The 25,329-nt window shown below is 71.4% G+C and carries 21 protein-coding genes and 1 pseudogene; 2 read left to right on the top strand and 20 right to left on the bottom strand.

Translation table 11 applies throughout. The features are described from left to right. Window positions 1–48 precede the first annotated feature (48 nt). The 10 genes and pseudogenes from gatB to mnmA all read right to left on the bottom strand — a co-directional run bounded on the left by gatB (window position 49) and on the right by mnmA (window position 11,416). The gene (gatB, locus tag FHR36_RS03960; protein WP_308199152.1) at window positions 49–1,548 is read right to left on the bottom strand and encodes an Asp-tRNA(Asn)/Glu-tRNA(Gln) amidotransferase subunit GatB; all 1,500 of its coding nucleotides are present in this window, start codon (window positions 1,546–1,548) and stop codon (window positions 49–51) included. A gap of 32 nt (window positions 1,549–1,580) precedes the next feature. Next, a complete protein-coding gene (locus tag FHR36_RS03955) occupies window positions 1,581–1,820 on the bottom strand; it encodes a hypothetical protein (RefSeq protein WP_253793778.1) in 240 nt (79 codons plus the stop codon). Beyond that, on the bottom strand, window positions 1,817–3,310 hold the full coding sequence (gene gatA / locus FHR36_RS03950; RefSeq protein WP_253793776.1) for an Asp-tRNA(Asn)/Glu-tRNA(Gln) amidotransferase subunit GatA: 1,494 nt from the start codon (window positions 3,308–3,310) through the stop codon (window positions 1,817–1,819). The genes FHR36_RS03955 and gatA overlap by 4 nt, the downstream gene beginning before the upstream one ends. 5 nt (window positions 3,311–3,315) lie before the next feature. Continuing rightward, window positions 3,316–3,612: an Asp-tRNA(Asn)/Glu-tRNA(Gln) amidotransferase subunit GatC gene (gatC, locus tag FHR36_RS03945; RefSeq protein WP_253793775.1), complete on the bottom strand. Its 297-nt coding sequence runs from the start codon at window positions 3,610–3,612 to the stop codon at window positions 3,316–3,318. Between the two features lie 203 nt (window positions 3,613–3,815). Then, window positions 3,816–5,300: pseudogene (locus tag FHR36_RS03940) on the bottom strand (putative bifunctional diguanylate cyclase/phosphodiesterase); the annotation flags it as partial. Between the two features lie 356 nt (window positions 5,301–5,656). Further along, complete coding sequence (gene ligA, locus FHR36_RS03935) at window positions 5,657–7,918, bottom strand: NAD-dependent DNA ligase LigA (protein ID WP_253794720.1); 2,262 nt, start codon at window positions 7,916–7,918, stop codon at window positions 5,657–5,659. Window positions 7,919–7,941: 23 nt separating this feature from the next. Further along, window positions 7,942–8,895, bottom strand: a complete 954-nt coding sequence (locus FHR36_RS03930; RefSeq protein WP_253794718.1) for a methionine synthase — start codon at window positions 8,893–8,895, stop codon at window positions 7,942–7,944. A 97-nt stretch (window positions 8,896–8,992) separates the two neighbouring features. Beyond that, the gene (locus FHR36_RS03925) at window positions 8,993–9,682 is read right to left on the bottom strand and encodes an SDR family oxidoreductase (RefSeq protein WP_253793774.1); all 690 of its coding nucleotides are present in this window, start codon (window positions 9,680–9,682) and stop codon (window positions 8,993–8,995) included. A gap of 14 nt (window positions 9,683–9,696) precedes the next feature. Further along, window positions 9,697–10,221, bottom strand: a complete 525-nt coding sequence (locus FHR36_RS03920) for an LOG family protein (protein ID WP_253793773.1) — start codon at window positions 10,219–10,221, stop codon at window positions 9,697–9,699. A gap of 55 nt (window positions 10,222–10,276) precedes the next feature. Further along, window positions 10,277–11,416, bottom strand: a complete 1,140-nt coding sequence (mnmA, locus tag FHR36_RS03915; RefSeq protein ID WP_253793772.1) for a tRNA 2-thiouridine(34) synthase MnmA — start codon at window positions 11,414–11,416, stop codon at window positions 10,277–10,279. A 173-nt stretch (window positions 11,417–11,589) separates the two neighbouring features. Between mnmA and FHR36_RS03910 the strand changes: the two genes are divergently transcribed. Continuing rightward, on the top strand, window positions 11,590–12,981 hold the full coding sequence (locus FHR36_RS03910) for an IS4 family transposase (RefSeq protein ID WP_253793771.1): 1,392 nt from the start codon (window positions 11,590–11,592) through the stop codon (window positions 12,979–12,981). A gap of 166 nt (window positions 12,982–13,147) precedes the next feature. Here FHR36_RS03910 and FHR36_RS03905 read toward each other — a convergent pair whose 3' ends face one another. Then, the gene (locus FHR36_RS03905; protein WP_253793770.1) at window positions 13,148–14,326 is read right to left on the bottom strand and encodes a cysteine desulfurase family protein; all 1,179 of its coding nucleotides are present in this window, start codon (window positions 14,324–14,326) and stop codon (window positions 13,148–13,150) included. 120 nt (window positions 14,327–14,446) lie between these two features. Here FHR36_RS03905 and FHR36_RS03900 point away from each other — a divergent pair, with 120 nt between their 5' ends. Continuing rightward, window positions 14,447–15,268 carry an IclR family transcriptional regulator gene (locus FHR36_RS03900; protein ID WP_253793769.1) on the top strand — a complete coding sequence of 274 codons (822 nt, stop codon included), beginning with the start codon at window positions 14,447–14,449 and terminating at the stop codon, window positions 15,266–15,268. Here the strand turns inward: FHR36_RS03900 and FHR36_RS03895 are convergent. The 9 genes from FHR36_RS03895 to FHR36_RS03855 form a co-directional block, all read right to left on the bottom strand. Then, window positions 15,204–15,863 (bottom strand): trimeric intracellular cation channel family protein, encoded by a 660-nt coding sequence (locus FHR36_RS03895; RefSeq protein WP_253793767.1) that lies wholly within the window; start codon window positions 15,861–15,863, stop codon window positions 15,204–15,206. The two genes, FHR36_RS03900 and FHR36_RS03895, sit on opposite strands and share 65 nt — an antisense overlap. A gap of 78 nt (window positions 15,864–15,941) precedes the next feature. Then, window positions 15,942–16,721 (bottom strand): ferritin-like domain-containing protein, encoded by a 780-nt coding sequence (locus tag FHR36_RS03890; RefSeq protein ID WP_253794716.1) that lies wholly within the window; start codon window positions 16,719–16,721, stop codon window positions 15,942–15,944. Between the two features lie 131 nt (window positions 16,722–16,852). Then, window positions 16,853–17,644, bottom strand: coding sequence for a class I SAM-dependent methyltransferase (locus FHR36_RS03885; RefSeq protein WP_253793765.1), 792 nt, complete (start codon window positions 17,642–17,644; stop codon window positions 16,853–16,855). Window positions 17,645–17,839: 195 nt separating this feature from the next. Further along, window positions 17,840–18,892: an ABC transporter ATP-binding protein gene (locus FHR36_RS03880; protein ID WP_253793763.1), complete on the bottom strand. Its 1,053-nt coding sequence runs from the start codon at window positions 18,890–18,892 to the stop codon at window positions 17,840–17,842. Window positions 18,893–18,920: 28 nt separating this feature from the next. Further along, window positions 18,921–19,967, bottom strand: a complete 1,047-nt coding sequence (locus tag FHR36_RS03875) for an ABC transporter ATP-binding protein (protein ID WP_253793761.1) — start codon at window positions 19,965–19,967, stop codon at window positions 18,921–18,923. After that, the gene (locus FHR36_RS03870; RefSeq protein WP_253794714.1) at window positions 19,964–20,962 is read right to left on the bottom strand and encodes an ABC transporter permease; all 999 of its coding nucleotides are present in this window, start codon (window positions 20,960–20,962) and stop codon (window positions 19,964–19,966) included. The genes FHR36_RS03875 and FHR36_RS03870 overlap by 4 nt, the downstream gene beginning before the upstream one ends. Window positions 20,963–21,079: 117 nt before the next feature. Continuing rightward, window positions 21,080–22,849 carry an ABC transporter substrate-binding protein gene (locus tag FHR36_RS03865; protein WP_253793759.1) on the bottom strand — a complete coding sequence of 590 codons (1,770 nt, stop codon included), beginning with the start codon at window positions 22,847–22,849 and terminating at the stop codon, window positions 21,080–21,082. A 39-nt stretch (window positions 22,850–22,888) separates the two neighbouring features. Further along, window positions 22,889–23,887 carry an ABC transporter permease gene (locus FHR36_RS03860; protein ID WP_253793757.1) on the bottom strand — a complete coding sequence of 333 codons (999 nt, stop codon included), beginning with the start codon at window positions 23,885–23,887 and terminating at the stop codon, window positions 22,889–22,891. A gap of 492 nt (window positions 23,888–24,379) precedes the next feature. Next, entirely contained in the window at window positions 24,380–25,231 is an 852-nt protein-coding gene (locus FHR36_RS03855) for an enhanced serine sensitivity protein SseB C-terminal domain-containing protein (RefSeq protein WP_253793755.1), read from the bottom strand. Between the last annotated feature and the right edge of the window lie 98 nt (window positions 25,232–25,329).

Here is a 25,329-nt window from a genome sequence, read left to right as displayed (position 1 = left end):
CGCCCTTAGTGGGGGCGGGTACGGGCCCTGGTGCTGCGGATGAGCTCCTTAGGCGAGCTTCTCCAGGATCAGATCCTTGACCCTCGCGGCGTCGGCCTGCCCGCGGGTGGCCTTCATGACCGCGCCGACCAGCGCGCCGACCGCCTGGACCTTGCCGTCGCGGATCTTCTGCGCGATGTCCGGGTTGCCGGCGATGGCCTCGTCGACCGCCGTGCCGAGCGCGGAGTCGTCGGAGACCACGGCCAGGCCGCGGGCCGCGACGACCTCGTCCGGCTCGCCCTCGCCGGCCAGCACGCCCTCGATGACCTGGCGGGCCAGCTTGTCGTTGAGCTTGCCCTCGGCGACCAGCGCGCAGACCCGGGCCACCTGGACCGGGGTGATCGGCTGCTCGGACAGGTCGGTGCCGGTCTCGTTGGCGCGGCGGGCCAGCTCGCCCATCCACCACTTGCGGGCCTGGTCGGCCGGGGCGCCGGCCGCGATGGTCTGCGAGATCGGCTCGACCGCACCCGCGTTGAGCACCGACTGCATGTCCTTGTCGGACAGGTCCCACTCGGTCTGCAGGCGGGCCCGGCGGACCCGCGGCAGCTCCGGCAGACCGGCCCGCAGCTCCTCGACCCACTCCCGGGAGGGGGCGATCGGCACCAGGTCGGGCTCGGGGAAGTAGCGGTAGTCCTCCGCCTCCTCCTTGATCCGGCCGGCCGTGGTGGTGCCGTTGTCCTCGTGGAAGTGGCGGGTCTCCTGGACGATCGTCCCGCCGTCGGTCAGCACGGCGGCGTGCCGCTGGATCTCGAAGCGCGCCGCCCGCTCGACCGAACGCAGCGAGTTGACGTTCTTGGTCTCCGAGCGGGTGCCGAACTTCTCCCGGCCGTGCGGACGCAGCGACAGGTTGACGTCGCAGCGCATCTGGCCCTTGTCCATCCGGGCCTCGGACACGCCCAGCGCCCGGATCAGCTCGCGCAGCTCGGTGACGTACGCCTTGGCGACCTCGGGGGCGCGCTCACCGGCGCCGACGATCGGCTTGGTGACGATCTCGATCAGCGGGATGCCGGCCCGGTTGTAGTCCAGCAGCGAGTACTCGGCGCCGTGGATGCGACCGGTCGCGCCACCGACGTGGGTGGACTTGCCGGTGTCCTCCTCCATGTGGGCGCGCTCGATCTCGACCCGGAAGACCTCGCCGTCCTCCAGCTGCACGTCGAGGTAGCCGTTGAAGGCGATCGGCTCGTCGTACTGGGAGGTCTGGAAGTTCTTCGGCATGTCCGGGTAGAAGTAGTTCTTCCGGGCGAACCGGCACCACTCGGCGATCTCGCAGTTCAGCGCCAGGCCGATCTTGATCGCCGATTCCACGCCGATGGCGTTGACCACCGGCAGCGAGCCGGGCAGGCCGAGACAGGTCGGACAGGTCTGCGTGTTCGGCTCGGCACCGAGCTCGGTGGAGCAACCGCAGAACATCTTGGTCTTGGTACCCAGCTCGACGTGGACCTCAAGGCCCATCACCGGGTCGTACGAGGCCAGCGCGTCGTCGTACGGGACCAGGCTGATGACGCTCACAGCGTTTCCTTCACTTCTTTCTCGGAGGTCCGTCAGCCGAGCAGCACGTCGTCGTCGCCGAGCTGACGGAGCTCGCGGACGAGGAGTGCGGTGCCGGTGAGGATGGCGGCGGCGCCGACCAGGGCGTTGATCAGCTTCAGGGTGTCGTTCTCGGTACGCGCCTTCTTGACGTCCTTGACGATCGTGACCGCCCCGAACGCGGTGGTACCGATGGACAGCCACAGGCCGGGCTTGGAGTGCTTGAAGCCTTTGGCCTTCTCGATCCTGCTCACAGTGCCGGTGCCTCCTCCAGCAGGGAGTGTCCCCACTTGTCGTTGAGTGCGGCCTCGACGGCGCCGCCCACGCGGTACAGGCGGTCGTCCGCCATCGCGGGAGCGATGATCTGCAGGCCGACCGGGAGATTGTCCTCCGGGGCCAGGCCGCACGGCAGCGACATGGCCGCGTTGCCCGCCAGGTTCGACGGGATGGTGCACAGGTCGGCCAGGTACATGGCCATCGGGTCGTCGGCGCGCTCGCCGATCGGGAAGGCGGTGGTCGGCGTGGTCGGCGAGACCAGCACGTCAACGCCCGCGAACGCGGCGTCGAAGTCGCGCGAGATCAGGGTGCGGACCTTCTGCGCCGAGCCGTAGTACGCGTCGTAGTAGCCCGAGGAGAGCGCGTACGTGCCCAGCATGATGCGGCGCTTCACCTCGGGGCCGAAACCCGCCTCCCGGGTGAGCGCGGTGACCTGCTCGGCCGAACGGCTGCCGTCGTCGCCGACCCGCAGGCCGTAGCGCATCGCGTCGAAGCGGGCCAGGTTGGACGAGCACTCGCTCGGCGCGATCAGGTAGTACGCGGGGAGCGCGAGGGTGAACGACGGGCAGGACACCTCGACCACCTCGGCGCCCAGCTCGCGCAGCAGCTCCACCGACTCGTTGAAGCGCTGCATGACGCCGGCCTGGTAGCCCTCGCCGGCGAACTCCTTCACCACGCCGACCCGCATGCCGCGGATGTCGCGCATCTTCGCCGCCTCGACCACCGCCGGGACCGGCGCGTCGATCGAGGTCGAGTCCAGCGGGTCGTACCCGGCGATGGCCTCGTGCAGCAGCGCCGCGTCCAGCACGGTGCGGGCGCACGGGCCGCCCTGGTCCAGGCTGGAGGAGAAGGCGACCAGGCCGTAGCGGGAGACCGCGCCGTAGGTCGGCTTCACACCGACCGTGCCGGTGACGGCGCCCGGCTGGCGGATCGAGCCGCCGGTGTCGGTGCCGATCGCCAGCGGGGCCTCGTACGCGGCCAGCGCCGCGGCGCTGCCGCCGCCGGAGCCGCCCGGGATGCGGGTCAGGTCCCACGGGTTGCCGGTCGGGCCGTACGCCGAGTTCTCGGTGGAGGAGCCCATCGCGAACTCGTCCATGTTGGTCTTGCCGAGGATCACCACGCCCGCGTCCTTCAGACGCGAGGTCAGGGTGGCGTCGTACGGCGGGATCCAGCCCTCGAGCATCTTCGAACCGCAGGTGGTCGGGATGCCCTTGGTGGTGAAGACGTCCTTCAGCGCCAGCGGGACGCCGGCCAGCGGGCCGAGCTCCTCGCCGCGGGCGCGCTTGTCGTCCACCGAACGGGCGGCCTTCAGCGCACCCTCGGTGTCGACGTGCAGGAAGGCGTTGACCTTCTTGTCGACCGCGGTGATGCGGTCCAGGTGGGCCTGGGCGACCTCGACGGCCGAGACCTCGCCCTTGGAGATCGCGGCGGCGGTCTCGGCGGCGGTGAACTTGATCAGCTCGGTCATCTCGGTCAGTCCTCCCCGAGGATCTGGGGAACGCGGAAACGCTGGTCCTCGCCGGCGGGCGCGCCGGAGAGCGCCTGCTCGGGGGTGAGCGACTGTCGCACCTCGTCGGCGCGCATGACGTTGGTCAGCGGCAGCGGGTGGGAGGTCGGCGGGACGTCCTGTCCGGCCACCTCGGAAACGCGGGCGACCGCGCCGATGATCACGTCGAGCTGCTCGGCGAAGTGGTCCAGCTCTTCGGCCTGCAACTCGAGACGCGACAGCCGAGCGAGGTGAGCGACCTCCTCGCGCGTGATGCCAGGCATGCAGCGATCCTCAGGGTTGAGTTCTGGTTGAGCGGGAGTCCGCCCTCATGGTCTGTGGCCCCATCCTATTGGTGATCCCAGGGGCGCGAGGAACTGCGCGCCCGGCCACCCTCCACCGGAGTGCGCAGCCGGTCGCGCAGATGCTCGCAGCCCTACTGCGGGGCTAAGCGCTCCACCTGCGGCATCTCCGTGCGGTGCACCAGCAGCCACGCCGTGGCCTGGTCGGCCGGAAGGGCGGCGGAGACCAGCCAGCCCTGGACCGCGTCCACCCCCATGAGCTGCAGCCGCTCCCAGGTCTCGTCGTCCTCGACGCCCTCCGCGACCACGGTCAGCCCGAGCGAGTGGGCCAGCTCCACCGAGCACCGCACCACCGCCGCGTCGTGGTCGTCCGCGACCATCCGCGACACGAAGGAGCGGTCGATCTTCAGCTCGCCGACCGGCAGGCTGCGCAACCGGACCAGCGAGGAGTGCCCCGTCCCGAAGTCGTCCAGCGACATCCGCACGCCGTAGCGCCGCAGCTCGGCCAGGGTGTCGGCGGCGCGGCGGGAGTCGTCGAGCAGCAGCCGCTCGGTGATCTCCAACTGCAGCGCGTCGGCCGGGACCTGGTGGCGCTTGAGGTGGCCGGCGACCCGGGAGGCGAAGCCGGGGTTGAGCACGTCGCGCGGCGAGACGTTGACCGCGACCGGCACCATCAGCCCCTGGGCGCGCCAGAGCGCCAGCTGGCCGACCGCGGCCTCCAGGACGTAGTCGGTGAGCCGGGGCATCAGGCCGCTGGACTCGGCGAGGCTGATGAACTCGTCCGGGGGCACCTGGCCCTGCCCGGCCCGCTTCCAGCGGACCAGGGCCTCCAGGCCGACCACCCGGCCGTCGAAGGCGACCTTGGGCTGGTAGTGCAGCTGCACCTCGGCCAGTTCCAGGGCCCGCCGCAGGTCGCCGAGCAGGCCGATCCGGTACGGGGTGTCGACGTCCCGCGCCTCGTCGTAGCGTTCGACGCCGCTGCGGCTGCGCTGGGCGTGGCCCATCGCCACGTCGGCGCGGCGCAGAAGCGACTCGGCGTCCTGCGCGTGGGTCGGGTAGACGCACACGCCGGCGCTGGCCTCCAGCACCAGCAGCAGGCCGTCCAGCCGGATCGGCGCGGCCAGCTCGGCGATCAGCGCCTTGGCGACACGCTCCAGCACCTCGGTGCTGCCCACGCCCGGCAGCAGGACGGCGAACTCGTCGCCGCCCAGCCTCGCCACCACCGGCCGCTCCCCGCGCTGGGACGGCGGGGGCAGGGCGGCGGCCAGCTCGTCGGCGGCGTCCCGCGGGTGGCTGGTGCCGGCGCGCAGCGCGCGGTGCAGCCGGCGGGCGATGTGCACCAGCAGGCGGTCGCCGGCGGTGTGGCCGAGCGCGTCGTTCAGCGAACGGAACCGGTCGAGGTCGAGCAGGATCAGCCCGACGCTGTATCCCGTCTCCCCCTCGTGCCGGCCCAGCGCCTCCTGGGTCGCGAGCAGCAGCGCCTGCCGGTTGGGCAGGTCGGTGAGCGGATCGGTCAGCTGGTCCCGGGCGCGGTCCCGGGCGATCCGCCAGGCGGCGACGAGCACCGCCAGCGGCACCGCGAACAGCGGGAGCAGCTCGGGTTCGTACCGGTAGACCAGGACGGCAAGCGGGATGAGCGGCGCGGCGCCAGCCAGCAGGACGCCGAGCAGCAGGACCGCACCCGCCACCCCCTGCGGCGGGCGTGTGGGCGCACCGCCGGTCGTACGATCCATAAGCCCTGTCCTCCGTCGGGCCCGCCCCGTCAGGCCGCCTTACGGTGAGGCACCCGCAGGGGTGCCGGTGGGACGTCAGGCGAGGGGGTGTCCCCGCGGGCTCGAGCCAAGGCCTCCGCCACACACCCCTGCTGACAGTTGGTTGCACACAGGGTATGCCGATGGCCGCCGGATGGGCGGACTTTCGGACATCCCTGAGCGCGTCACCGGTCACCGCGCGCTGCTCAGTGACACAATGCCCGATTTCGCTCCGGGACACCCGGGTGACGCGATGTCAGGACGGTAACGACGCGTCAGGACTCCGGTTCCGCTTCGGAGTCCACGTTGTCGAGGCCCAGGTGGGCGCGGGCCGCGTCGGCGCCCCGGTCGAGCAGCACCGCGAACCCCGCGTCGTCCAGCACCGGGACGCCCAGCTGCACCGCCTTGTCGTACTTGGAACCGGGGTTGTCGCCGACCACCACGAAATGCGTCTTCTTCGACACCGAACCGGTCACCTTGGCACCGCGCGAGGTGAGCGCCGCCTTGGCACCGTCCCGGGTGTGGCCGGCGAGGGTGCCGGTGACCACCACGGTCAGGCCCTCCAGCGGACGCTCCGACTCCTCCTCGGAGAACTCCTCGACGAACTGCACCCCGGCACGGCGCCACTGCTCCACGATGTCGCGGTGCCACTCCTCGGCGTACCACTCCTTGATGGCGCTGGCGATCTTGGGGCCGACCCCCTCAGCCGCGGCCAGCTCCTCCTCACTCGCCCCGAGGATCCGGTCGAGGTCGCGGAACTCGCGGGCCAGCGCCTGGGCGGCGACCGGTCCGACGTGGCGGATCGACAGACCGTTGAGGTAGCGCCAGAGCGGCCTGTCCTTGGCGGCGGCGAGGTTGTCGAGCAGCAGACCGAGGGACTTCTTCGGCTCACCCTTGATGGTGGCGAAGAAGTCCACCACCTTCTCCTCACCCGTCTGGTCGTCCAGCTTGGGCATGCCGGTCTTCTGGTCGCGGACCAGCACCTTGATCGGCAGGAGCTGCTCCGCGGAGAGACCGAAGATGTCCCCCTCGTTCTTGACAGGAGGGTCGGCAGGCTCGAGCGGCTGGGTCAGCGCGGTCGCGGCGACATAGCCGAGGCCCTCGATGTCGAGCGATTCCCGGCCGCCGAGGTAGGCCAGCCGCTCCCGGATCTGCGCCGGGCAGAACTGCGCGTTGGGGCAGCGCAGGTCGATGTCGCCCTCGGCCATCGGCCGCAGTTCGGTGCCGCACTCGTGGCAGTGCGAGGGCATCACGAACTCCTGCTCGGTGCCGTCGCGCAGGTCCTCGATCGGGCCGAGGATCTCGGGGATCACGTCGCCGGCCTTGCGCAGCACGATGGTGTCGCCGAGCAGCACGCCCTTGGCCTTCACCACGTCCTGGTTGTGCAGGGTGGCGTACTGCACCATCGAGCCGGCCACCTTCACCGGCTCGGCCAGCACCGCGTACGGGGTGGCCCGGCCGGTGCGGCCGATGCCGACCTTGATGGACGCCAGCTTGGCGGTGACCTCCTCCGGCGGGTACTTCCAGGCGATGGCCCAGCGCGGGGACTTGGAGGTGGCGCCGAGCCGCCCCTGCAGGGCGATCTCGTCGACCTTGACCACCACGCCGTCGATCTCGTGCTCGACCGAGTGCCGCTGCTCGCCGTAGGTGCGGATGAACGCGCGCACCTCGTCGAGCGTGGACACCACGCGGTTGTGCCGGGCGGTGGGCAGGCCCCAGCCGCGCAGCAGCTCGTAGGCGTGTGACTGGCAGTCGATGTCGAAGCCTTCGCGGGCACCGATGCCGTGCACCACCATGTGCAGCGGGCGGGAGGCGGTGACCAGCGGGTCCTTCTGGCGCAGCGACCCCGCGGCGGCGTTGCGGGGGTTGGCGAACAGCTTGACCAGGGCCAGCGGACGCCTGCCCTCGGCGGCCCGCTGCTCGTTGGCGGCCCGGCGGCGCTCGTTCTCCGCCGCGAACGAGGCGTTGAGCTCCTCGAACGCCTCGGTCGGGAAGTAGACCTCGCCGCGGATCTCCACCAGCTCCGGGATGTTCTCCCCCCTGAGCCGGTGCGGGATCTCCTCGATGGTGCGGACGTTGGCGGTGATGTCCTCGCCGACCCGGCCGTCGCCGCGGGTGGCGGCCTGCACCAACTCGCCCCGCACGTAGGTGAGGTTGACCGCGAGGCCGTCGACCTTGAGCTCGCAGAGGTAGTGGTACTGCACTCCGGACAGCTCGGTGGCGACCCGCTCCGCCCAGGCGGCGAGCTCCTCCTCGTTCATCGCGTTGTCCAGGCTGAGCAGCCGCTCGCGGTGCTCGACCTTGGTGAAGCCTTCCACCGCCGCGCCGCCGACCTTCTGCGACGGGCTCTCCGGCGTGACCAGCGCGGGGTGTTCGGCCTCCAGCGCCTCCAGCTCGCGCATCAGCCGGTCGAACTCGGCGTCGCTGACGGTCGGCGCGTCCTGCTCGTAGTACCGGGCGCGGTGCTCCTCGATCTCGGCCGCCAGCTCGGTGTGCCGCTTGCGAACCTCGGCCGGGATCTCCTCCCAGCCCTCCACGACCGCCACCCGGTCCTCCCGTCCTACTCCGGGCTGTCCACCAGGCTCCGCGCCGCCTGCACGGTGTGTGACAGCGCCCGGCGGGCGTACGCCGGGGAGGCCCCCGCCAGCCCGCAGGTCGGTGTCACCAGCACCCGGCGGCCCAGGAGCTCCGGGTCCAGCCCGAGCCTTCGCCACAACGTCCTGACACCCTGGACACTACCGGCAGGGTCCGACAATTCCGTGCCGGTGGAGGGCACCACTCCGGCCAGGATCGCGGTGCCGCCCTCGATCGCCTCGCCCAGGTCGTCGTCGTCACGCTGCGTCAGGAACGAGAAGTCGAGCGACACACCCGCCACGCCGGCGCGGCGCAGCAGCGGGATCGGCACGCCGGGGGCGCAGCTGTGCACGACCACCGGCACGTCCAGCGCCCGGATCAGCCCGCGCAGCGCCTCCTCCGCCTGCTGCCGGTCGACCGCGCGCAGCCGCTGGAAGCCGCTCGCGGTCTTCACCGAGCCCGCCAGCACGGCCGGCAGCGACGGCTCGTCCAGCTGCAGCACCGGCCGGGCGCCCGGGATGCGCTTGCGGACCTCGGCGAGGTGGCGGCGCAGGCCCTCGGTCAGCGACTCGGCGATGTCCCGGCAGGCGCCGCGGTCCGACAGCGCCTTCTCGCCGTAGTGCAGCTCGATCGAGGCGGCCAGCGTCCACGGCCCGACCGCCTGCAGCTTCAGCGGCCCCTCGTACCCCTGGGTGAACTCCTCCAGGGCGTCCAGGTCCTCGCCCAGCCACGAGTGCGCGCGGCGGGTGTCGCGCCCCGGCCGGTCGGCGAACCGCCAGCCGCTCGGCTCGGTCTGCGCGAACAGCTCGACCAGCAGGCCGGCGCCGCGGCCGATCATGTCCGCGCCCGGCCCGCGGGCCGGCAGCTCCGGCAGGTGCGGCAGCTGCTCCAGCTCGCCGACCACCGTCTTGGCGGCCTCCCGCGCATCCGTCCCGGGCATCGACCCGACACCCGTCGCCGCGCCGTACACCTCGGGGAACCCGTTCTCGTCGCTCACGCCCCGAGCCTAGTGCCGCGGCCGGTCCGACGGCCGGTCCTCACTGCCCCGGGCGGACGGTGATCTCGGTGATCTCGGCGTCGCGGGGCAGGTCGATGGCGGTGAGGACGGCGGTGGCGACGGACTCCGGGGCGATCCAGCGGGCGGGGTCGTACTCCTTGCCCTCCTGCTGGTGGACCTTCTGCTGCATGGGGGTGGCGGTGCGGCCCGGGTACACGGTGGTGACCCGGACGCCGTTGTCGTGCTCCTCCGCGCGGAGCGCGTCGGCCAGCGCGCGGACGCCGAACTTGCTGGCCGCGTACGAGCCCCAGGTGGCGTCGGCGCGCAGGCCGGCGCCGGAGTTGACGAACAGCACGTGGCCGCGGACGAGCCGGAGCGAGGGCAGCAGCAGGCGGGTGAGCTCGGCGGGGGCGACGGTGTTGACGTTCAGCTGGTGCTGCCACGCCTTGACCGGGGTGTCGCCGACGGTGCCGAGTTCGACCACGCCGGCGATGTGCAGCAGCGAGTCGAGCTCGACCGGGAGGGTCTGGTGGCCGAACGCCCAGGACAGCTTGGCCGGGTCGGCCAGGTCGCCGACCACGGTCCGGGCGCCGGCGAACCGCTCGCGCAGCTCGGCCGCCCGGCGGGCGTCCCGGGCCAGCAGCCACAACTCCTCGCCGCGGGCCGCCAGTCGCTCGGCGACGACGGCGCCGATGCCGGAGCCGGCGCCGGTGATCAGGTGGACTCCCATGGACTGACTCTCTCTCAGGACTCGAGGTGGGCGAGCGCTTCGGCCGGGGTGGCGGCGAAGGTGATCAGTTCGGCGAGCGGGCGGGGCAGGAAGCCCTCGGCGTCCATCCGCTCCAGCTGGGTGCGCAGGCCGCCGTAGAAGCCCTCGGTGTCCAGGACGACCACCCGCTTGTCGTGCAGGGCGTGCTTCTTGAGCTCCAGCACCTCGGTGACCTCGTCCAGGGTGCCGAGGCCGCCCACCAGGACCACCACGGCGTCGGCGCGGGCCAGCAGCTGGGCCTTGCGCTCGGCCAGGTCGGCGGTCATCACCAGCTCGTCGGCGCCCTCGTAGGTCTTGTGGGCGAGCAGCTCGACCGAGATGCCGACCAGTCGGCCGCCGGCCTCCTTGACGCCGTCGGCGAGCAGGCCCATCAGGCCGGCGTGGGAGCCGCCCCAGACCAGGGTGTGGCCGCCCTCGCCGAGCAGCCGGGCGAACTCGGCGGCGGGGGCGGTGTAGCGGGCGTCGAGCGAGTACGCGGAGCAGAAGACGGTGATGTTCATGGTGGGATCAGGTCTACCACGCCGCGCAACCGGGTTGGCTCGCGCGTACGCCCCGCTACCGGGCGAGCGCGGTGCGCTCGGTGGTGGCGATGGTGGCGGAGCCGACCACCCGGGTGCCGTCGTAGAGGACGACCGCCTGCCCGGGGGCGATGCCGCGGGCCGGGCTGTCCAGGCGGACCCGCAGCTCCTCGCCGGCCAGCTCGGCGGTCACCGGGACCTCCTCGCCGTGGGCGCGCAGCTGCGCGGTGTAGCGGCCCTCCCCGGCGGCCGGGGTGCCGCACCAACGGGGCCTGATCGCGGTGAGCGCGTGCACGTCCAGGCCCTCGACCGGGCCGACCGTGACGGTGTTGTTCACCGGCGAGATGTCCAGCACGTACCGCGGCTTGCCGTCGGCGGCCGGACGCCCGATCCGCAGGCCCTTGCGCTGGCCGATGGTGAAGCCGTACGCGCCGTCGTGCTCGCCGAGCTTGGTGCCGTCGACGTCCAGGATGTCGCCGGTCGCGGTGCCGAGGTGCTTGGCCAGGAAGCCCTGGGTGTCACCGTCCGCGATGAAGCAGATGTCGTGGCTGTCCGGCTTCTTGGCGACCGCCAGGCCGCGCTGCTCGGCCTCGATCCGGATGGCGTCCTTGGTGGTGTCGCCGAGCGGGAAGAGCGAGTGGGCGAGCTGGTCGGCGTCGAGCACGCCGAGGACGTACGACTGGTCCTTGGCGGCGTCGACGGCGCGGTGCAGCTCGCGGGTGCCGTCGGGGAGGTCGACGATGCGGGCGTAGTGGCCGGTGCAGACCGCGTCGAAGCCGAGCGCGATCGCCTTGTCGAGCAGCGCGGCGAACTTGATCTTCTCGTTGCAGCGCAGGCACGGGTTGGGGGTGCGGCCGGCCGCGTACTCGGCGACGAAGTCGTCGATCACATCCTCGCGGAAGCGCTCGGCGAGGTCCCAGACGTAGAACGGGATGCCGATCACGTCGGCGGCGCGGCGGGCGTCGCGGGAGTCCTCGATGGTGCAGCAGCCGCGGGCGCCGGTCCGGAAGGACTGCGGGTTGGCCGAGAGCGCCAGGTGCACCCCGGTCACCTCGTGGCCCGCCTCGGCGGCCCGGGCGGCGGCGACGGCGGAGTCCACCCCGCCGGACATCGCGGCCAGCACGCGCAGGCGTCGGCCGTCGGAGGGGGTGGTGGGGGCGCCGGGGAACTCAGTCATGATGGGCTCCAGAGTAAGCGACCCGACAGGGGCGCGTGGGGGTACCTCCAATGCCGTCAAGTTATGGCGGGTTGGGGGTATGGGCTGGTGTTTCGCCGGTTTTGGGGACAACGAGGGCAGGGCCCCGCTACGGATTTGGGTGTCGAGTCCGTTTCCGTGGAGGAGCCCTGCCGGTGTCCAAGTCTGTCATCACGCGCACGCTGTCCGCAGCTGTTGGGTGTTTCGCGCCGGGGCATCTGGGCCCGCTGACCTGGTTGCTGCCGTTCTCGGCGGTGGATGACGCGCTCGCGCGGACCGGCACGGTGCAGCGTCGGGTGCGTGACCTGCCGGCCCGGGTGGTGGTCTACCTGCTGGTCGTCCAGGGGTTGTGCGGGTCGGCACCCTTGAGTGCGGCCTACCGGATGCTGTGTGCCGCGTTGGTCGGGCCGGGGCTGCCCGACCCGACTCGGCAGGGCCTGCACGCCGCACGGGCCCGGCTGGGAACAAGACCGCTGCGACTGCTGCTCGGCGAGTTGTGCCGCCACCCCGACACGGTGCCGGGCCTGTGGCGCGGCCTTGAGGTCTGCGCGATCGACGGCACGGTCCTCGACGTCCCCGACTCCGGGGCGAACCGGGCCTGGCTGGGTAAGCACGCGCACCGCCACGGCACGGCCGGCTATCCGCAGGTACAGGTGATCGTCCTGGTCTACTGCACCACCCGAGCCCTGATCGACGCCGTGTTCGGTCCGGTGGCCGGCCGCGAGTTCGTCCCGGCCAGGCGTCTGCTGCGCAGCCTGCACACGGGGATGCTGGTCCTGCTGGACGCGGGCTTCGACGCGGCCGGGTTCCTGTCGGACGTGGCCGCCACCGGCGCCGACTTCGTCGTCCGGCTGCCTCGCACCGCCCGTCTGGTCGCCCTGGAGCGCTACCCGGACGGCTCATGGCTCACCGTCCGGGCCGGACGCAAGGTCCGCGCGATCGCCGTCACCGTGCAGATCACCACCGGCGAAGGCACCCGCACCAGCACCTGGCTGTTCGCCACCACTCTTCTCAACTGGCGCACCCACCCCGCCGACCAGGTCGTGGCCTGCTACCACGACCGCTGGGAAGTCGAGGAAGCGTTCTGCTCGATCAAGTCCACGATGCTCGACGGGAAGGTCCTGCACTGCACCGGCCCCGCCGGCCTGGCCCAGGAACTGCACGCCCTGCTCATCGCCTACCAACTGCTGCGACTGGTCATGGCCCGCGCCGGGGCCGCAGCCGGACTGCGCTGCACCGCCATGGGCTTCACCCTCGCCCTGCGCGAAGCCGTCAACGGCATCACCGCCGCGGTACAGATCGAGGGCCCCACCGATGCCCACCTGCTGGGGGCGGTCGGCACCTATCTGCGCGACCACCCCCTACCCGAACGCCGCCTACGGATCTACAACCGCCTGGTCAAACGACCCCTGTCCAAATACGCGGCCGGAAAGATCGGGAACGGCAAGAAGCGACAGATCATCCCCGCCGGCAGAGCCACCCTGACCGCCACCATCGACCACAACAGCCCGAACTCCCACCCCTACCAGCCCCAACACCAAACTTGACGGCATTGGGGGTACCTCCCGGCCGAAGGCTGGGGGAGAACTGCGCGACTGGCCAGTACGGGCCCGCAGCCGTCCGCTCCGGGAAACCGCCCCCGTGGTCGGCCCCACCCGACCGGGATACCCGCTCCCGTGGTCGGCCTCGCAGTTCCCCGAGCCCCTGGTGGGATTACCGCCGGCCGACGAGGCCCGCGTTGCGGGCGCGTTCGACCGCGCCGGGCAGCGCGGCGGCGAGTTCGGCGAGGTCGGCGGCGGTGGAGGTGTGGCCGAGCGAGAAGCGGAGCGACGCGCGGGCGAGCAGCGGGTCTGCGCCCATGGCGAGCAGGACGTGGCTGGGCTGGGGGACGCCGGCGGAGCAGGCGGAGCCGGTGGAGCACTCGATGCCCTGGGCGTCGAGCAGCATCAGCAGGGCGTCGCCCTCGCAGCCGGGGAAGGAGAAGTGCGCGTTGGCGGGCAGTCGCCCCTCGGGCCCGGGGTCGCCGTTGAGGATGGCGTCGGGGACGGCCTTGAGGACGGTCTCGACCAGGTCGTCACGGAGGGCGCCGACGGTGGCGGCGTGGTCGGCGCGGCGCTCGACGGCGAGCGCGGCGGCGGTGGCGAAGGCGGCGGCGCCGGGGACGTCGAGGGTGCCGGAGCGGACGTCGCGTTCCTGGCCGCCGCCGTGGAGCAGCGGGACGGGGACGGCGTTACGGGCGAGCAGGAGCGCGCCGACGCCGTACGGGCCGCCGATCTTGTGACCGGTGACGGTCAGTGCGGTCAGACCGGATTCGCCGAAGGAGACCGGGACCTGACCGAGCGCCTGGACCGCGTCGGCATGCATGGGGATGCCGAACTCGGCGGCGACGGCGGCCAGTTCGGCGACGGGCTGGAGGGTGCCGACCTCGTTGTTGGCCCACATGACGGTGACCAGGGCGACCGAGGCGACGTCGCGTTCGATCGCCTCGCGCAGGGCGGCGGGGTGGACCCGGCCGTGGGCGTCGACGGGGAGGTACTCGACCCGGGCGCCCTCGTGTTCGGCGAGCCAGTGCACGGCGTCGAGCACGGCGTGGTGCTCGACGGGGCTGCTGAGCACCCGGGTGCGGGCGGGGTCGGCGTCGCGGCGGGCCCAGTACAGGCCCTTGACGGCGAGGTTGTCGGACTCGGTGCCGCCGCCGGTGAGGACGATCTCGCTGGGCCGGGCGCCGAGCGAGTCGGCCAGGGACTCGCGGGCCTCCTCGACCACGCGACGGGCGCGCCGGCCGGCGGCGTGCAGGGAGGAGGCGTTGCCGACCGCGCCGAGGTGCGCGTTCATGGCGGCGATCGCCTCGGGCAGCATCGGCGTGGTGGCGGCGTGGTCCAGGTATGCCATAGCCGCTCCAGTGTAGGCGCCGTCAGAGTCACGATTTGGCCATTGCACCCTCTGCAACGCGCCGTTAGCCTCCTGGCCACTGCCGGGTGCGAACGCGGAAGCAAGGGGGTGAGGACCGCCGTGTCCCAGACGGTCGACCGCGCGCTGACCATCCTCGCCTCGCTGGGCGAGGGGCCGGCCTCGCTGGAGCAGGCCGCGGGGCGGATCGGCGTGCACAAGTCCACGGCGCTGCGGCTGCTGCGGACGTTGCAGGAGCACGGTTTCGTCACCCGCCAGGCCGATCACCGCTACCGGCTCGGCGGCCGGCTGTTCGCCCTCGCCCACCAGGCGCTGGAGGGCATCGACATCCGCCAGGTGGCCGCCCCGTACCTGGCGTCGCTGAACGAGCGGTACGGGCACACCGTGCACCTGTCGGTGCTGGAGGAGGGCGAGGTGCTCTACCTGGACAAGGTGGAGGCCCGCTACCCGGAGACGGCCGGCACGTGGCTGGGCGAGGCGAGCCGGATCGGCCGCCGGGCGCCCGCGGTGGCGACGGCGGCGGGCAAGGTGCTGCTGGCGGACTGGGCCGAGGAGCGGCTGTCGGCGTTCCTGGCGGAGCAGGAGTTCCCGGCCCGTACACCGCGCTCGATCCGCACCGCCGGGCATTTCCGGGCCGAGCTGACGGAGGTTCAGCGCCGCGGCTGGGCGGTCGACCAGGCGGAGTACCAGGACGCGGTGAACTGCATCGCGGCGCCGATCGCCGGCACCGAGGGCACGGCCATCGCGGCGTGCTCGATCTCGGCGCCGGTCCGGGTGGCGAGCGTGACGGAGCTGAGCCGGCTGCTGCCGGAGCTGCTGTGCACCGTCGAGGCGATCTCGCTGGCGTACGGCGGCGCGCCTACTCCTCGCTGGTGCGAGAACCGTTGCGGTGCCAAGCACGAGGTGCGCGCCAGCCGTACCTGAGGGCGAGCAGGCGGATGACGAAGGCGGAGAGGGCGGCCAGCGAGGCGTTCAGCGGGTCGAGGTGGTCGGTGGCGATCAGGACGGCCACCACCGCCGAGCCGACCAGGGCCGGGACGGCGTAGATCTCCCGGTCCCAGCGCAGCAGCGAGGGCGGTTCCATGGCGAGCAGGTCGCGGATCACGCCGCCGCCGGCCGCGGTGAGCATGCCGCAGGCCACCGAGGAGACCGAGCCGAGGCCGTAGTCGTGCGCCTTGATGGTGCCGGTGACGCAGAACAGGCCGAGGCCGGCCGCGTCCAGGGTCTGCACCGCCAGGTTGATCCGTTCGACCTCGGGGTGCAGGAAGAACACCACCAGTCCGGCGACCAGCGGCGTGACGAAGTACCCGAGGTTGGCGAACGCCGCCACCGGGGTCGCGCCGATCACCAGGTCGCGCAGGACGCCGCCGCCCAGTGCGGTCGCCTCGGCCAGGACGCAGATGCCGAAGATGTCCATGTTCTTGCGGACGGCCAGCAGGCCGCCGGACAGGGCGAAGACGAAAATGCCGACGAGGTCCAGCGCCTGCTGGACCCCGTGCGGGAAGATCTCTGAGGTCACTGACCTATTTTCTCCTGCGAGAAGCAGGTGAATGAACCATATGAGCTGCGAATCACAGGGCTCTCGGCGGGGTGGGGCTCAGGCGAAGGTCTCCTGCGGCGCCGGACCGCCCAGCGCGTTCAGCCGCTCCGGCATCTTCAGGCTGGTCATCCGCCGCCAGCCGCCCAGCCGCTCGTACTGGAACACCGCGTGCACCCCGGCCGCCAGCACCGCCGACTTCGCCCGCGGCCAGCGAAGGATCTCGCCCATGTGCCCCATCACCGCCAGGCTCACGTCCCGGTAGGTGCGGATCTCCGCGTGTGCGGTGGCGTCGAGGGTGTTCAGGATCGCCCGGCCGTGCCCCTGCGCCGCCAGCCGCAGCAGCTCCTCGTGGCAGAACGCCAGGTGGTTGTCCTCGTCACTGGAGATCATCTTCACCGCGCGGCCCACGTCCGGGTGGTCGCCGAAGATCCGTTTCAGCAGCTGCATCTGCTCGGCCGCCCGCTGCTCGGTGACCCGGCTGTGCGCCAGGTACGTGATCACGTCCTGCTCGGTGAGCGGCTCGTCGCGCTTCAGCCGGGAGTGCGCCAGGCCGATGCCCTGGCGCTCCAGCAGCATGGTGTAGTCGGTGTCGTCCGGGACGTCGACCGGGTTCAGGCCGCGCTTGTGCAGCAGCGCGTTGAAGATCCGGCCGTGCTTGTCCTCGTCCGCGCCGTGCCGGGCGACCTTCGGCGCCAGCACCAGGTCCGGCACCAGCTTGGCGATCCGGCCGTTCTCCCAGCCGCCCTGGTCCTCCCCCTTGGCCGCGATCGAGCAGAACAGGCGGAACGCCTCGTCGTGGTCGTGGATCTCCATGAAAAGACTGCGCGCAGAGAGCATCGGGATCACCCCTCGGACCGGACCAGCACCACCGATCCAGTCAAGGCGGCCTCCGGCCCCGCCTGCAACCGAGGGGGCCGGAGGCTGCGCCGTCCGAAGGACAGCCGTGCCGCAGTCGGCCTACCCGCGCGCTACGGCCGGGTGCCGGTGGCGAGCAGGGCGGCGACCGGGAAGCCGTCGGGGTGGGCGGCGGCGAGGCGGAGGTAGGCGGCGCGGATCCGCTCGACCTCGGCGGGCGGCCGGCCCTCGATCAGCGCGGACGTCAGGACCGTACCGCCGAGGACGTCGTGCCACCACTGCTCGGGGTCGACCCGGTGGGTCCAGCCGACCCGCTCCACCCGGACGTCGGTGAACCCGGCCGCCGCCAGCAGTGCGGCCAGCCCGTCCGGGGAGGCATGGGCGGCGAACGGCGAGCTGCTCGGCAGGCCCTCCGGCCGATCGACCCCGGCCTGGGCGACCGCGTCGAAGAACACGCCCTGCGCCCGGTTGCGCCGCAGGGCGTCCCAGCACGACAGCGCCACCCGCCCGCCCGGCGCGAGCACCCGCCGAAGATCGGCGGCCGCCGCGGGCGGATCCGGCACATGGTTGATCACGAACGCCCCGACCGCCGCCTCGAACGCCCCGTCCGGGAACGGCAGTCCGGGCAGCGACGCCTCCGTGACCTCGGCACCCGGCAGCGCGGCCGACGCCTCCTTCACCATCTCCGGGACGGCGTCGGTGGCCACCACCCGCGCCCCGCGGGCCAGCGCAAGTCCGGCCAGCCGGCCCGTCCCGCAGCCGACCTCCACCAGCCGGGTCCCGGGGCCGACTCCGGCCGCGTCCAGCAGCCGCGCGTGCAGACCGGCGGTCATCGCACCGAAGCCGCTGTCGTACGACCCGCTGCGCCGCGCCCACCCCTGTCGCTCGAACTCGGCGAATTCCATGCTCACTTCTCCAGGCCTCACGGCCGTACCACGGGAACCGTAACAGGGGCTCGGGGAACTGCGAGGCCGACCACGGGGCCGGCGTGCCTTGCGAGTGCGGCCGACCACGGGAAAGGGGCGCGGGGAACTGCGCGACCGACCATCGCTCCACCTGAGCACATGGCCGGTCGCGCAGTTCCCCGCGCCCCTGACGGGTCACTCCGTAGCGGAGTTCTCCGGGAAGTGGCAGGCCACCTGGTGGCCGGCCTTGGCCGCGGTGAGCGGGGGCTCCTGGCTGGCGCAGATGTCCTGGGCCTTCCAGCAGCGGGTGCGGAAGCGGCAGCCGGACGGCGGGTTGAGCGGCGACGGGACGTCACCGGTCAGCAGGATGCGCTCGCGGCGCTCCTTGCGGCGCGGGTCCGGCACCGGCACGGCCGACATCAGCGCGTTGGTGTACGGGTGCATCGGCGAGGCGTACAGCGAGTCGCGCTCGGCGATCTCGACGACCTTGCCGAGGTACATGACGGCGACCCGGTCCGAGACGTGCCGGACCACCGACAGGTCGTGCGCGATGATCAGGTAGGTCAGCCCGAGCTCCTGCTGGAGGTCGTCGAGCAGGTTGACCACCTGCGCCTGGATCGACACGTCCAGCGCCGAGACCGGCTCGTCCGCGATGATCATCTTGGGCTTGAGCGCCAGCGCGCGGGCGATGCCGATGCGCTGCCGCTGGCCGCCGGAGAACTCGTGCGGGTAGCGGTTGTAGTGCTCGGGGCTGAGGCCGCACAGCTCCAGGAGGTCCTGGACCGCCTTCTTGACGCCGTGCTCGGTGGCCACCTTCTGCAGCCGGAACGGCGCGCCGACGATGGTGCCGATGGTGTGCCGCGGGTTCAGCGAGGAGTACGGGTCCTGGAAGATCATCTGGATGTCGCGGCGGTAGGGCCGCATCGCGCCGACGCCCAGGTGGGTGATGTCGGCGCCCTCGAACTCGATCTTCCCGCCGGTCGGCTCGTCGAGCCGGGTGACCAGGCGGCCCATGGTCGACTTGCCGCAGCCGGACTCGCCGACCACGCCGAGGGTCTCGCCGGCGTTGACGCTGAAGTCGATGCCGTCCACCGCGCGGACGGCGCCGACCTGACGCTTGAACAGACCCTTGGTCACCGGGAAGTGCCGGGTCAGGCCGGTCACCCTGAGCAGCGGCTCACGGTCGGAGGCGGGAGCAGGAGCGGGCACCGTCGCTGTCTGGGGGGCCGCCGTCTGGCTGTCCGTCATCGGTTGTCTCCAAGTGGGTGGTACGTGCTCACAGCCGGGGCGCGATCTCGTCGGCGAAGATCCGGTGGCGTTCGGCGATCGGCAGGTGGCAGGCGGCGTGATGCTGGGGCGCCGCCTCGGCCAGCACGGGCACCTCGGTGGTGGAGCGCCCGCCGGTGAGCTCGGCGTACGGGCAGCGCGGGTGGAACGCGCAGCCGGACGGCACGTTGATGAGGCTCGGCGGGGTGCCCTTGACCGGGGTCAGCCGGTCCTGGAGCTCCCGGTCGAGCCGGGGCATCGAGCCGAGCAGACCCCAGGTGTAGGGGTGCTCGGGGGACTCGAAGAGGGTGGCGGCGGGGCCGCGCTCGACCGGCTTGCCGCCGTACATCACCAGGATGTCGTCGGCGAGCTCGGCGACCACTCCGAGGTCGTGCGTGATGATGATGACCGCGGAGCCGAACTCCTTCTGCAGGTCCCGGATCAGGTCCAGGATCTGCGCCTGGACGGTGACGTCCAGGGCGGTGGTCGGCTCGTCGGCGATCAGCAGCGAGGGGTCGTTGACCAGCGCCATCGCGATCATCGCGCGCTGGCGCATGCCGCCGGAGAACTCGTGCGGGTAGTTGTCCACCCGCTTGTCCGGCTGCGGGATGCCGACCCGGTCGAGCATCTCGATCGCGCGCTTGCGGGCCTCCCGCTTGGAGACGCCCGGGTGGTGCGCCCGGTAGCCCTCGACGATCTGCGCACCCACCGTGTAGTAGGGGTGCATCGCGGTCAGCGGGTCCTGGAAGATCATGGCCATCTTCTGGCCGCGGAGCTTGCGGACCCGGTCCGGGCCGGCCGCGACCAGGTCCTCGCCGTCCAGCCAGATCTCGCCGCTGATCTGCGGGGCGCCGCGCTTGCCGCCGGCGCGGTGCAGACCCATGATCGACAGCGAGGTGACGGACTTCCCGGAGCCGGACTCGCCGACGATGCCGAGGGTCTTGCCCTTCTCCAGGTCGAAGCTGAGCCCGTTGACCGACTTGACCAGGCCGTCGTCGGTCGGGAAGTGGACCTTGAGGTCGCGGACCGAGAGGAAGGGCTTGTCGTTGATGCTCATCCCAGCCTCACCCGCGGGTCGACGACGGCGTACAGCATGTCCACCAGCAGGTTGGCCATGATGATGAAGAAGGCGGCGAACAGGGTCACGCCCATGATCACCGGGAGGTCGCTGGACGCGATCGAGGTGACGGCCTCGTAGCCGAGGCCGCGGAGGTTGAAGGTCTTCTCGGTGAGCACGGCGCCGCCGAGCAGACCGCCGAGGTCCATGCCGAAGATGGTCAGGATCGGGGTCAGCGTGGAGCGCATGGCGTGCTTGCCGATGACCACCGGCTCGGCGAGGCCCTTGGCGCGCGCGGTGCGGATGTAGTCCTCACCGAGCACGTCCAACAGGGTGGCCCGGCTGAGTCGGGCGTAGGTCGCCGCGAACAGGAACGCCAGGGTGATCCACGGCAGGACCAGGCCCTCGAACCAGAGCAGCGGATCGTCGGCGAAGTCCGTGTAGTTGTTCGGGAACCAGCCGAGGTTGTTGGCGAAGACCGCCAGCGCCACCAGACCGGTGAAGTACATCGGCAGCGAGACGCCGGCCAGCGCGCCGGTCATGGTGATGCGGTCGAGCAGGGTGCCGCGGCGCAGCGCGGAGACCACGCCGGTGCCGGTGCCGAGCACGACCCAGAGGATCGAGGCGCCGACGGCGAGCGAGAAGTCCACGCCGACCCGGTCGAGCAGCAGCGGCCAGACCTCGCGCTCGGTCTTGAACGAGTAGCCGAGGCAGGGGGCCGAGCAGTGGGTCACGTCGACGCCCGCGTTGAAGTCGCGGCCGACGAAGATCCCCTTCAGGAACAGCCAGAACTGCTCGATGATCGACTTGTCGAGGCCCATCTTGTGGCGGATACCTTCGACGGCCGCCTTGTCCGCGATCTTGCCGACATAGAGCAGGGCGGGGTCACTACCGGTGAGCTTGGGCACCATGAAGAAGATGCCGAAGGTCACCGCGGCGACCACCAGCAGCATGAAGACGACGTTGACGAGTCGCCTGAAGACGTACACGAGCACTGCGGTCGGCCCTGCCACGGGCCGGCCGGGAACTCCGGTGGGAGTTCTCCGGCCGGACCGGACAGAGCCTTCACCTGCCCTTCGGACTAGCTGTGCGAACTACGGGAGAGGGTCAGGTCACTTGCCGTCGGAGACGCCGAGCGCCTGGAAGTCCACCTCGCCGAAGGCGTCGGTGATGTACACGTTGGTCAGGCGCGGGTTGCGGTAGTTGAGCGCCTTGTCGGCCACGATCGGCAGGTAGTACGCGCCGTCGACGACCTTGTGGTTGACCTGCTTGTAGAGGTCGGCGGCCTTGGCCGGGTCCTTCTCGGCCGCGGCCTGGTCGAACAGACCGTTGATCGCCGGGTCGTTGATCTCCGAGAAGTTGTTGTTGCCGTTGCTGGTGATGAAGCGGCCGTCGACCAGCGGCTGCAGGTAGCCGGAGCCGGTCGGGTAGTCGGCGCCCCAGCCCATCACGATCAGGCCGTAGTTCTTGCTGTGGACGACGTCCGGCGCACCGATCACCGAGGAGATCAGCTTGCCGTCGTACTGGTCGACGGTGACGTCGATGTTGATGGCCTTGAGGGCGGTCTGCAGCGCGACGGCCGAGTTGACCTCCTTGGCCTTGTTGCCGCGGACGGCGACCGTGGTCTTGAAGCCGTCAGGCTTGCCGCACTGCTTCAGCTCGTCCTTGGCCTTGTCCAGGTTCGGCTTGCCCTTGGTCAGGCCGTACGGGTCGTAGTCGTCCGAGCCGAGGATGTTCGGGGGCAGCATCGAGCCGAACAGCGAGCCGGCCACCGAGCCGCCGCGCGCGGTCTGCAGCGCGGTGGTGTCGGCCGCGTACAGCACGGCGTTGCGGCAGTGGATGTTGTCGAACGGCGCGACCTTGGGGACGATCGACACGTAACGGATGAAGCCGTTGTAGGCGTCGTCGGTGTTGTCCTTGAGGGCGTTGTCCTGCAGGACCTTCGCCTGGGCGGCCTGGGAGAGACCGGTCTGGCCCCAGTCGAGGTCGGCGGTGCCGGCCAGCAGACGGGAGTCCATGTCGTCGGCGTTGGTGGTGATGGTCAGCTTGACCGAGTCCGGCAGGGCCTTGCGGAACGGGTCGGAGGCCGGGTCCCAGTTCTCGTTGCGGACCAGCTCGTAGCCCTTGCCCGGGTCCACGCTCTTGAACTTGTACGGGCCCGAGGAGACCGGCTTGTCACCGTACTTGGCGCCGGTGTCCAGCTTCTGCGGGACCGGCGAGGCCGAGCCCATCGCGAGCAGGTACGGGAAGTCCGAGTTCGGCTTCGCCAGGGTGAAGACGATGGTGGAGTCGTCCGGGGTGGCGACCGACTTCAGACCCAGCTTGTTGGGGTCGGTGTCGGTGTAGGGGCCCTTGTAGCCCTGGCCCTGGTCCAGCTCGTTGATCAGGTAGGTCGGGCCGCCGGAGATGACGTCCTGCGCGAAGACGCGCTCGATGCCGTACTTGATGTCCTTCGAGGTGATGACCGAGCCGTCCTCGTACTTCAGGCCGGACTTCAGCTTGAAGGTGTAGGTCTTGCCGTCGGCCGAGATCTCCGGCTGGGCGGAGGCCAGGTCGGGGACGAGCTTCAGACCGTCCTTGCCCGGCTTGCCGTCGAAGGCGAGCAGGGTGCGGGCGTAGAAGCGCTCGAAGTTCCACACCGACGCGTAGTAGGCGCGGCCCGGGTCGAGCGAGTCGACGTCCGTGCTGGACCACAGGTTGAGGGTGCCGCCCTTCTTGTCGGACGCGTTCACCACCTTGTCCACCGCGGCGTTGAAGCCCGCGGCGCCCTTGGCGCCGGCGCTGTCACCCGTGGTGCCGCCCTTGTGGCCGCCGCAGGCGGAGACGGTCAGCGCGAGGGTGGCCGCCAGGGCAGCGGCGGCGAGAGTCCTGTTTCGCTTCATGGGAAGGAAATCCTCCTGGGATGGAACTGAAGAGGGGGCTCAGTTGCCCTTGGGGTCGAGCGCGTCGCGCAGGCCGTCACCGAAGAGGTTGAAGGCGAGCACCGTGATGAAGATCGCGAGGCCAGGGACGACCATGTAGGTCGGGTCGGACTGGTAGATCGCGACCGCGTCCGAGAGCATCTGCCCCCAGGACGGCGTCGGGGGTCGGACGCCGGCGCCCAGGAAGCTGAGCGCGGCCTCGTTGAGGATGTTGGTGGGGATGATCAGCGTCGCGTAGACGAGGATCGGGGCCACCAGGTTGGGCAGCAGTTCGCGGAACAGGATGTGGGCCTTGCCCGCGCCGAGGCTGCGGGCGGCGTCCACGAACTCCCGTTCGCGCAGGGACAGGGCCTGTCCTCGGACGATGCGCCCGATGTAGGGCCAGCCGAAGAAGCCGATGACCACGACCAGGACGAGCACGCGCACGCCGGTGTCGTTGAGGCCGAGCAGCGAGTTGGGCATGACCGAGACCAGGGCGATGGAGAACAGCAGCTGCGGGAAGGCCAGCAGCACGTCCATGACGCGGCTGATCACCGAGTCCACCCAGCCACCGAAGTAGCCGGCCATGATGCCCATCACGACGCCGATCAGGACCGAGACGGTGGCGGCGAGGAAGGCCACCAGCAGGGAGATCCGGGCGCCGTAGAGGATGCGGCTGAAGACGTCGCGGCCGAAGGTCGGGTCGACGCCGAGCAGGAAGTCGCTGTTGATGCCGCCGAAGGAGCCCTTGGGCAGACCGAGGTCCGGGTTGATCTGGTCCGGGTGCGGCTGGTCGACCGGGTGGCCGAACAGCGCGGTCAGGACGGGCGCGAAGATCGCGGCCAGGATCAGCAGGATCACCACGGCGCCGCCCGCGAGGGCGACCTTGTCACGCTTGAGGCGGTCCCAGGCGATCCGGCCGGGCGACCGTCCCTCGATCTTCTTGGCCACAGCCGCGGCGGAGTTCGCTTCGGGCTCGGCCCCGGCCGCGGGGCCGGTGGTCTCGGTGGGTGTGGTCATGAGTCAGTTCGTTCCCCTCGCCGACGGTGGCCGGCCCACGGAGTCGCAGCGGGTGCGGTGCAGAGCGGTGCGGTGGTGCCGTACGCCGTTGCGGCGGTGCAGAAGTTCGTGCGAGCAGGGTCAGGCGGTGTACTGCTGGCGTGCATGGAGCAGCCGCACGGAATACGCGTCGTGCGGTTCATGCTGCGGCGACCGTGCGTTCACCTTTGTGGGGTTCGCGTCCGCATGTCGCATTGCGCAGCACTCTCTGTCATGGGAAGTGCCGGGCGGAAGACCCCTCCGGGGAAGGATGCGAACCTGTGATCTGTTGGCATGCACGACCGTTGCCACCGCATATCGCTCTTCACACAGCTGTTGCAGATCCGTCAAGACGCATGCTGACGGGACCTCGCCAGTGGCGGAAAAGTGCCAGGTCGGCCGCGAGTGGGCATGAACGCGAAAACACCCCCGCCGACCTGAGGAAAGGTCATTGCGGGGGTGTGCGAACTTCTTTCAGCGGCCCGGATATCCCGGCCACGGCTGCTGCGGCCACGGCTGGGCCGGCGCCTGCTGTGGTGGCACTCCGTAACCAAAACCGGTCGGGTGCTGCGGAGCCGGAGCGGCCGGTCCCGGATGCCCGTGGCCGGCGTCCCGGTCGAAGAACGGCCGGGCGTTGGCCCACAGCCACAGCGCCACCGGGTCGAACTCGTCGGCCATCATCACGGTGGACACCGCCAGCCCCTCCGGCGCCAGCGCCGCGGCGCGCTGCACCAGCGCCCGGGCCGCCTCGATGGCCGGCGGCGAGGTGTCGTACAGGTCGAGACCGATGGCCAGGTACGGCTGGCCCAGTACCGGCTGGACCCAGCACCGGCGCAGCGAGCGCAGCGGGCGCACCTCGCCCGCCTGCTGCTCCAGCACGGTGTAGAACTGCCCGGCCTGCACCTGGGGTTCGCTCAGCCGCAGCGGGCCGGCCGGCAGCCGGTCCAGCCCGACCGCGATCCTCCGCAGGTCGGCCCAGGGCACGCCGACGCCGCCGCCCGGGCGGTGCGGATCCAGCCACAGGCCCCAGCGGGTGCGGTACAGCGCGTTCGCGATCTCCAGGCCGGAGATCACCTCGTGGCCGCGGGCCCAGCCACTGGCGGTCAGCTGCTCGGGGGAGGTGACGCAGGGCGCGTAGCCGTGGCCGCCGATCTCCATGTTCCCGTACTGGGCGTCCGGGCTGCCCGGCGTACCGTGCCAGAGCAGCATCCAGACCTGCCCCGCGGCCAGCGCGCCCAGCAGCGTCTCGTACGCCTCCCAGCGCTCCGGCGCGACCGCTCTGAGGGCGCGCTCGATCGCGCCCGGGTCGCCGGCTGCTCCCGTCACGTCGCCCTCTTCCGTCCGACTGGCGTGTCGGGGCCAACCCTATGGGGCGTGCCCGACAGCCGTCATGCCGCCGTCCCCCTACTGGCCGGTTGCCGTCG

This window comes from Kitasatospora cinereorecta (assembly GCF_024172095.1).
GTDB lineage: Bacteria > Actinomycetota > Actinomycetes > Streptomycetales > Streptomycetaceae > Kitasatospora > Kitasatospora cinereorecta.
The sequence above is the reverse complement of the archived record's forward strand: the minus strand, read 5'-3'. Positions and strand labels throughout refer to the sequence as shown.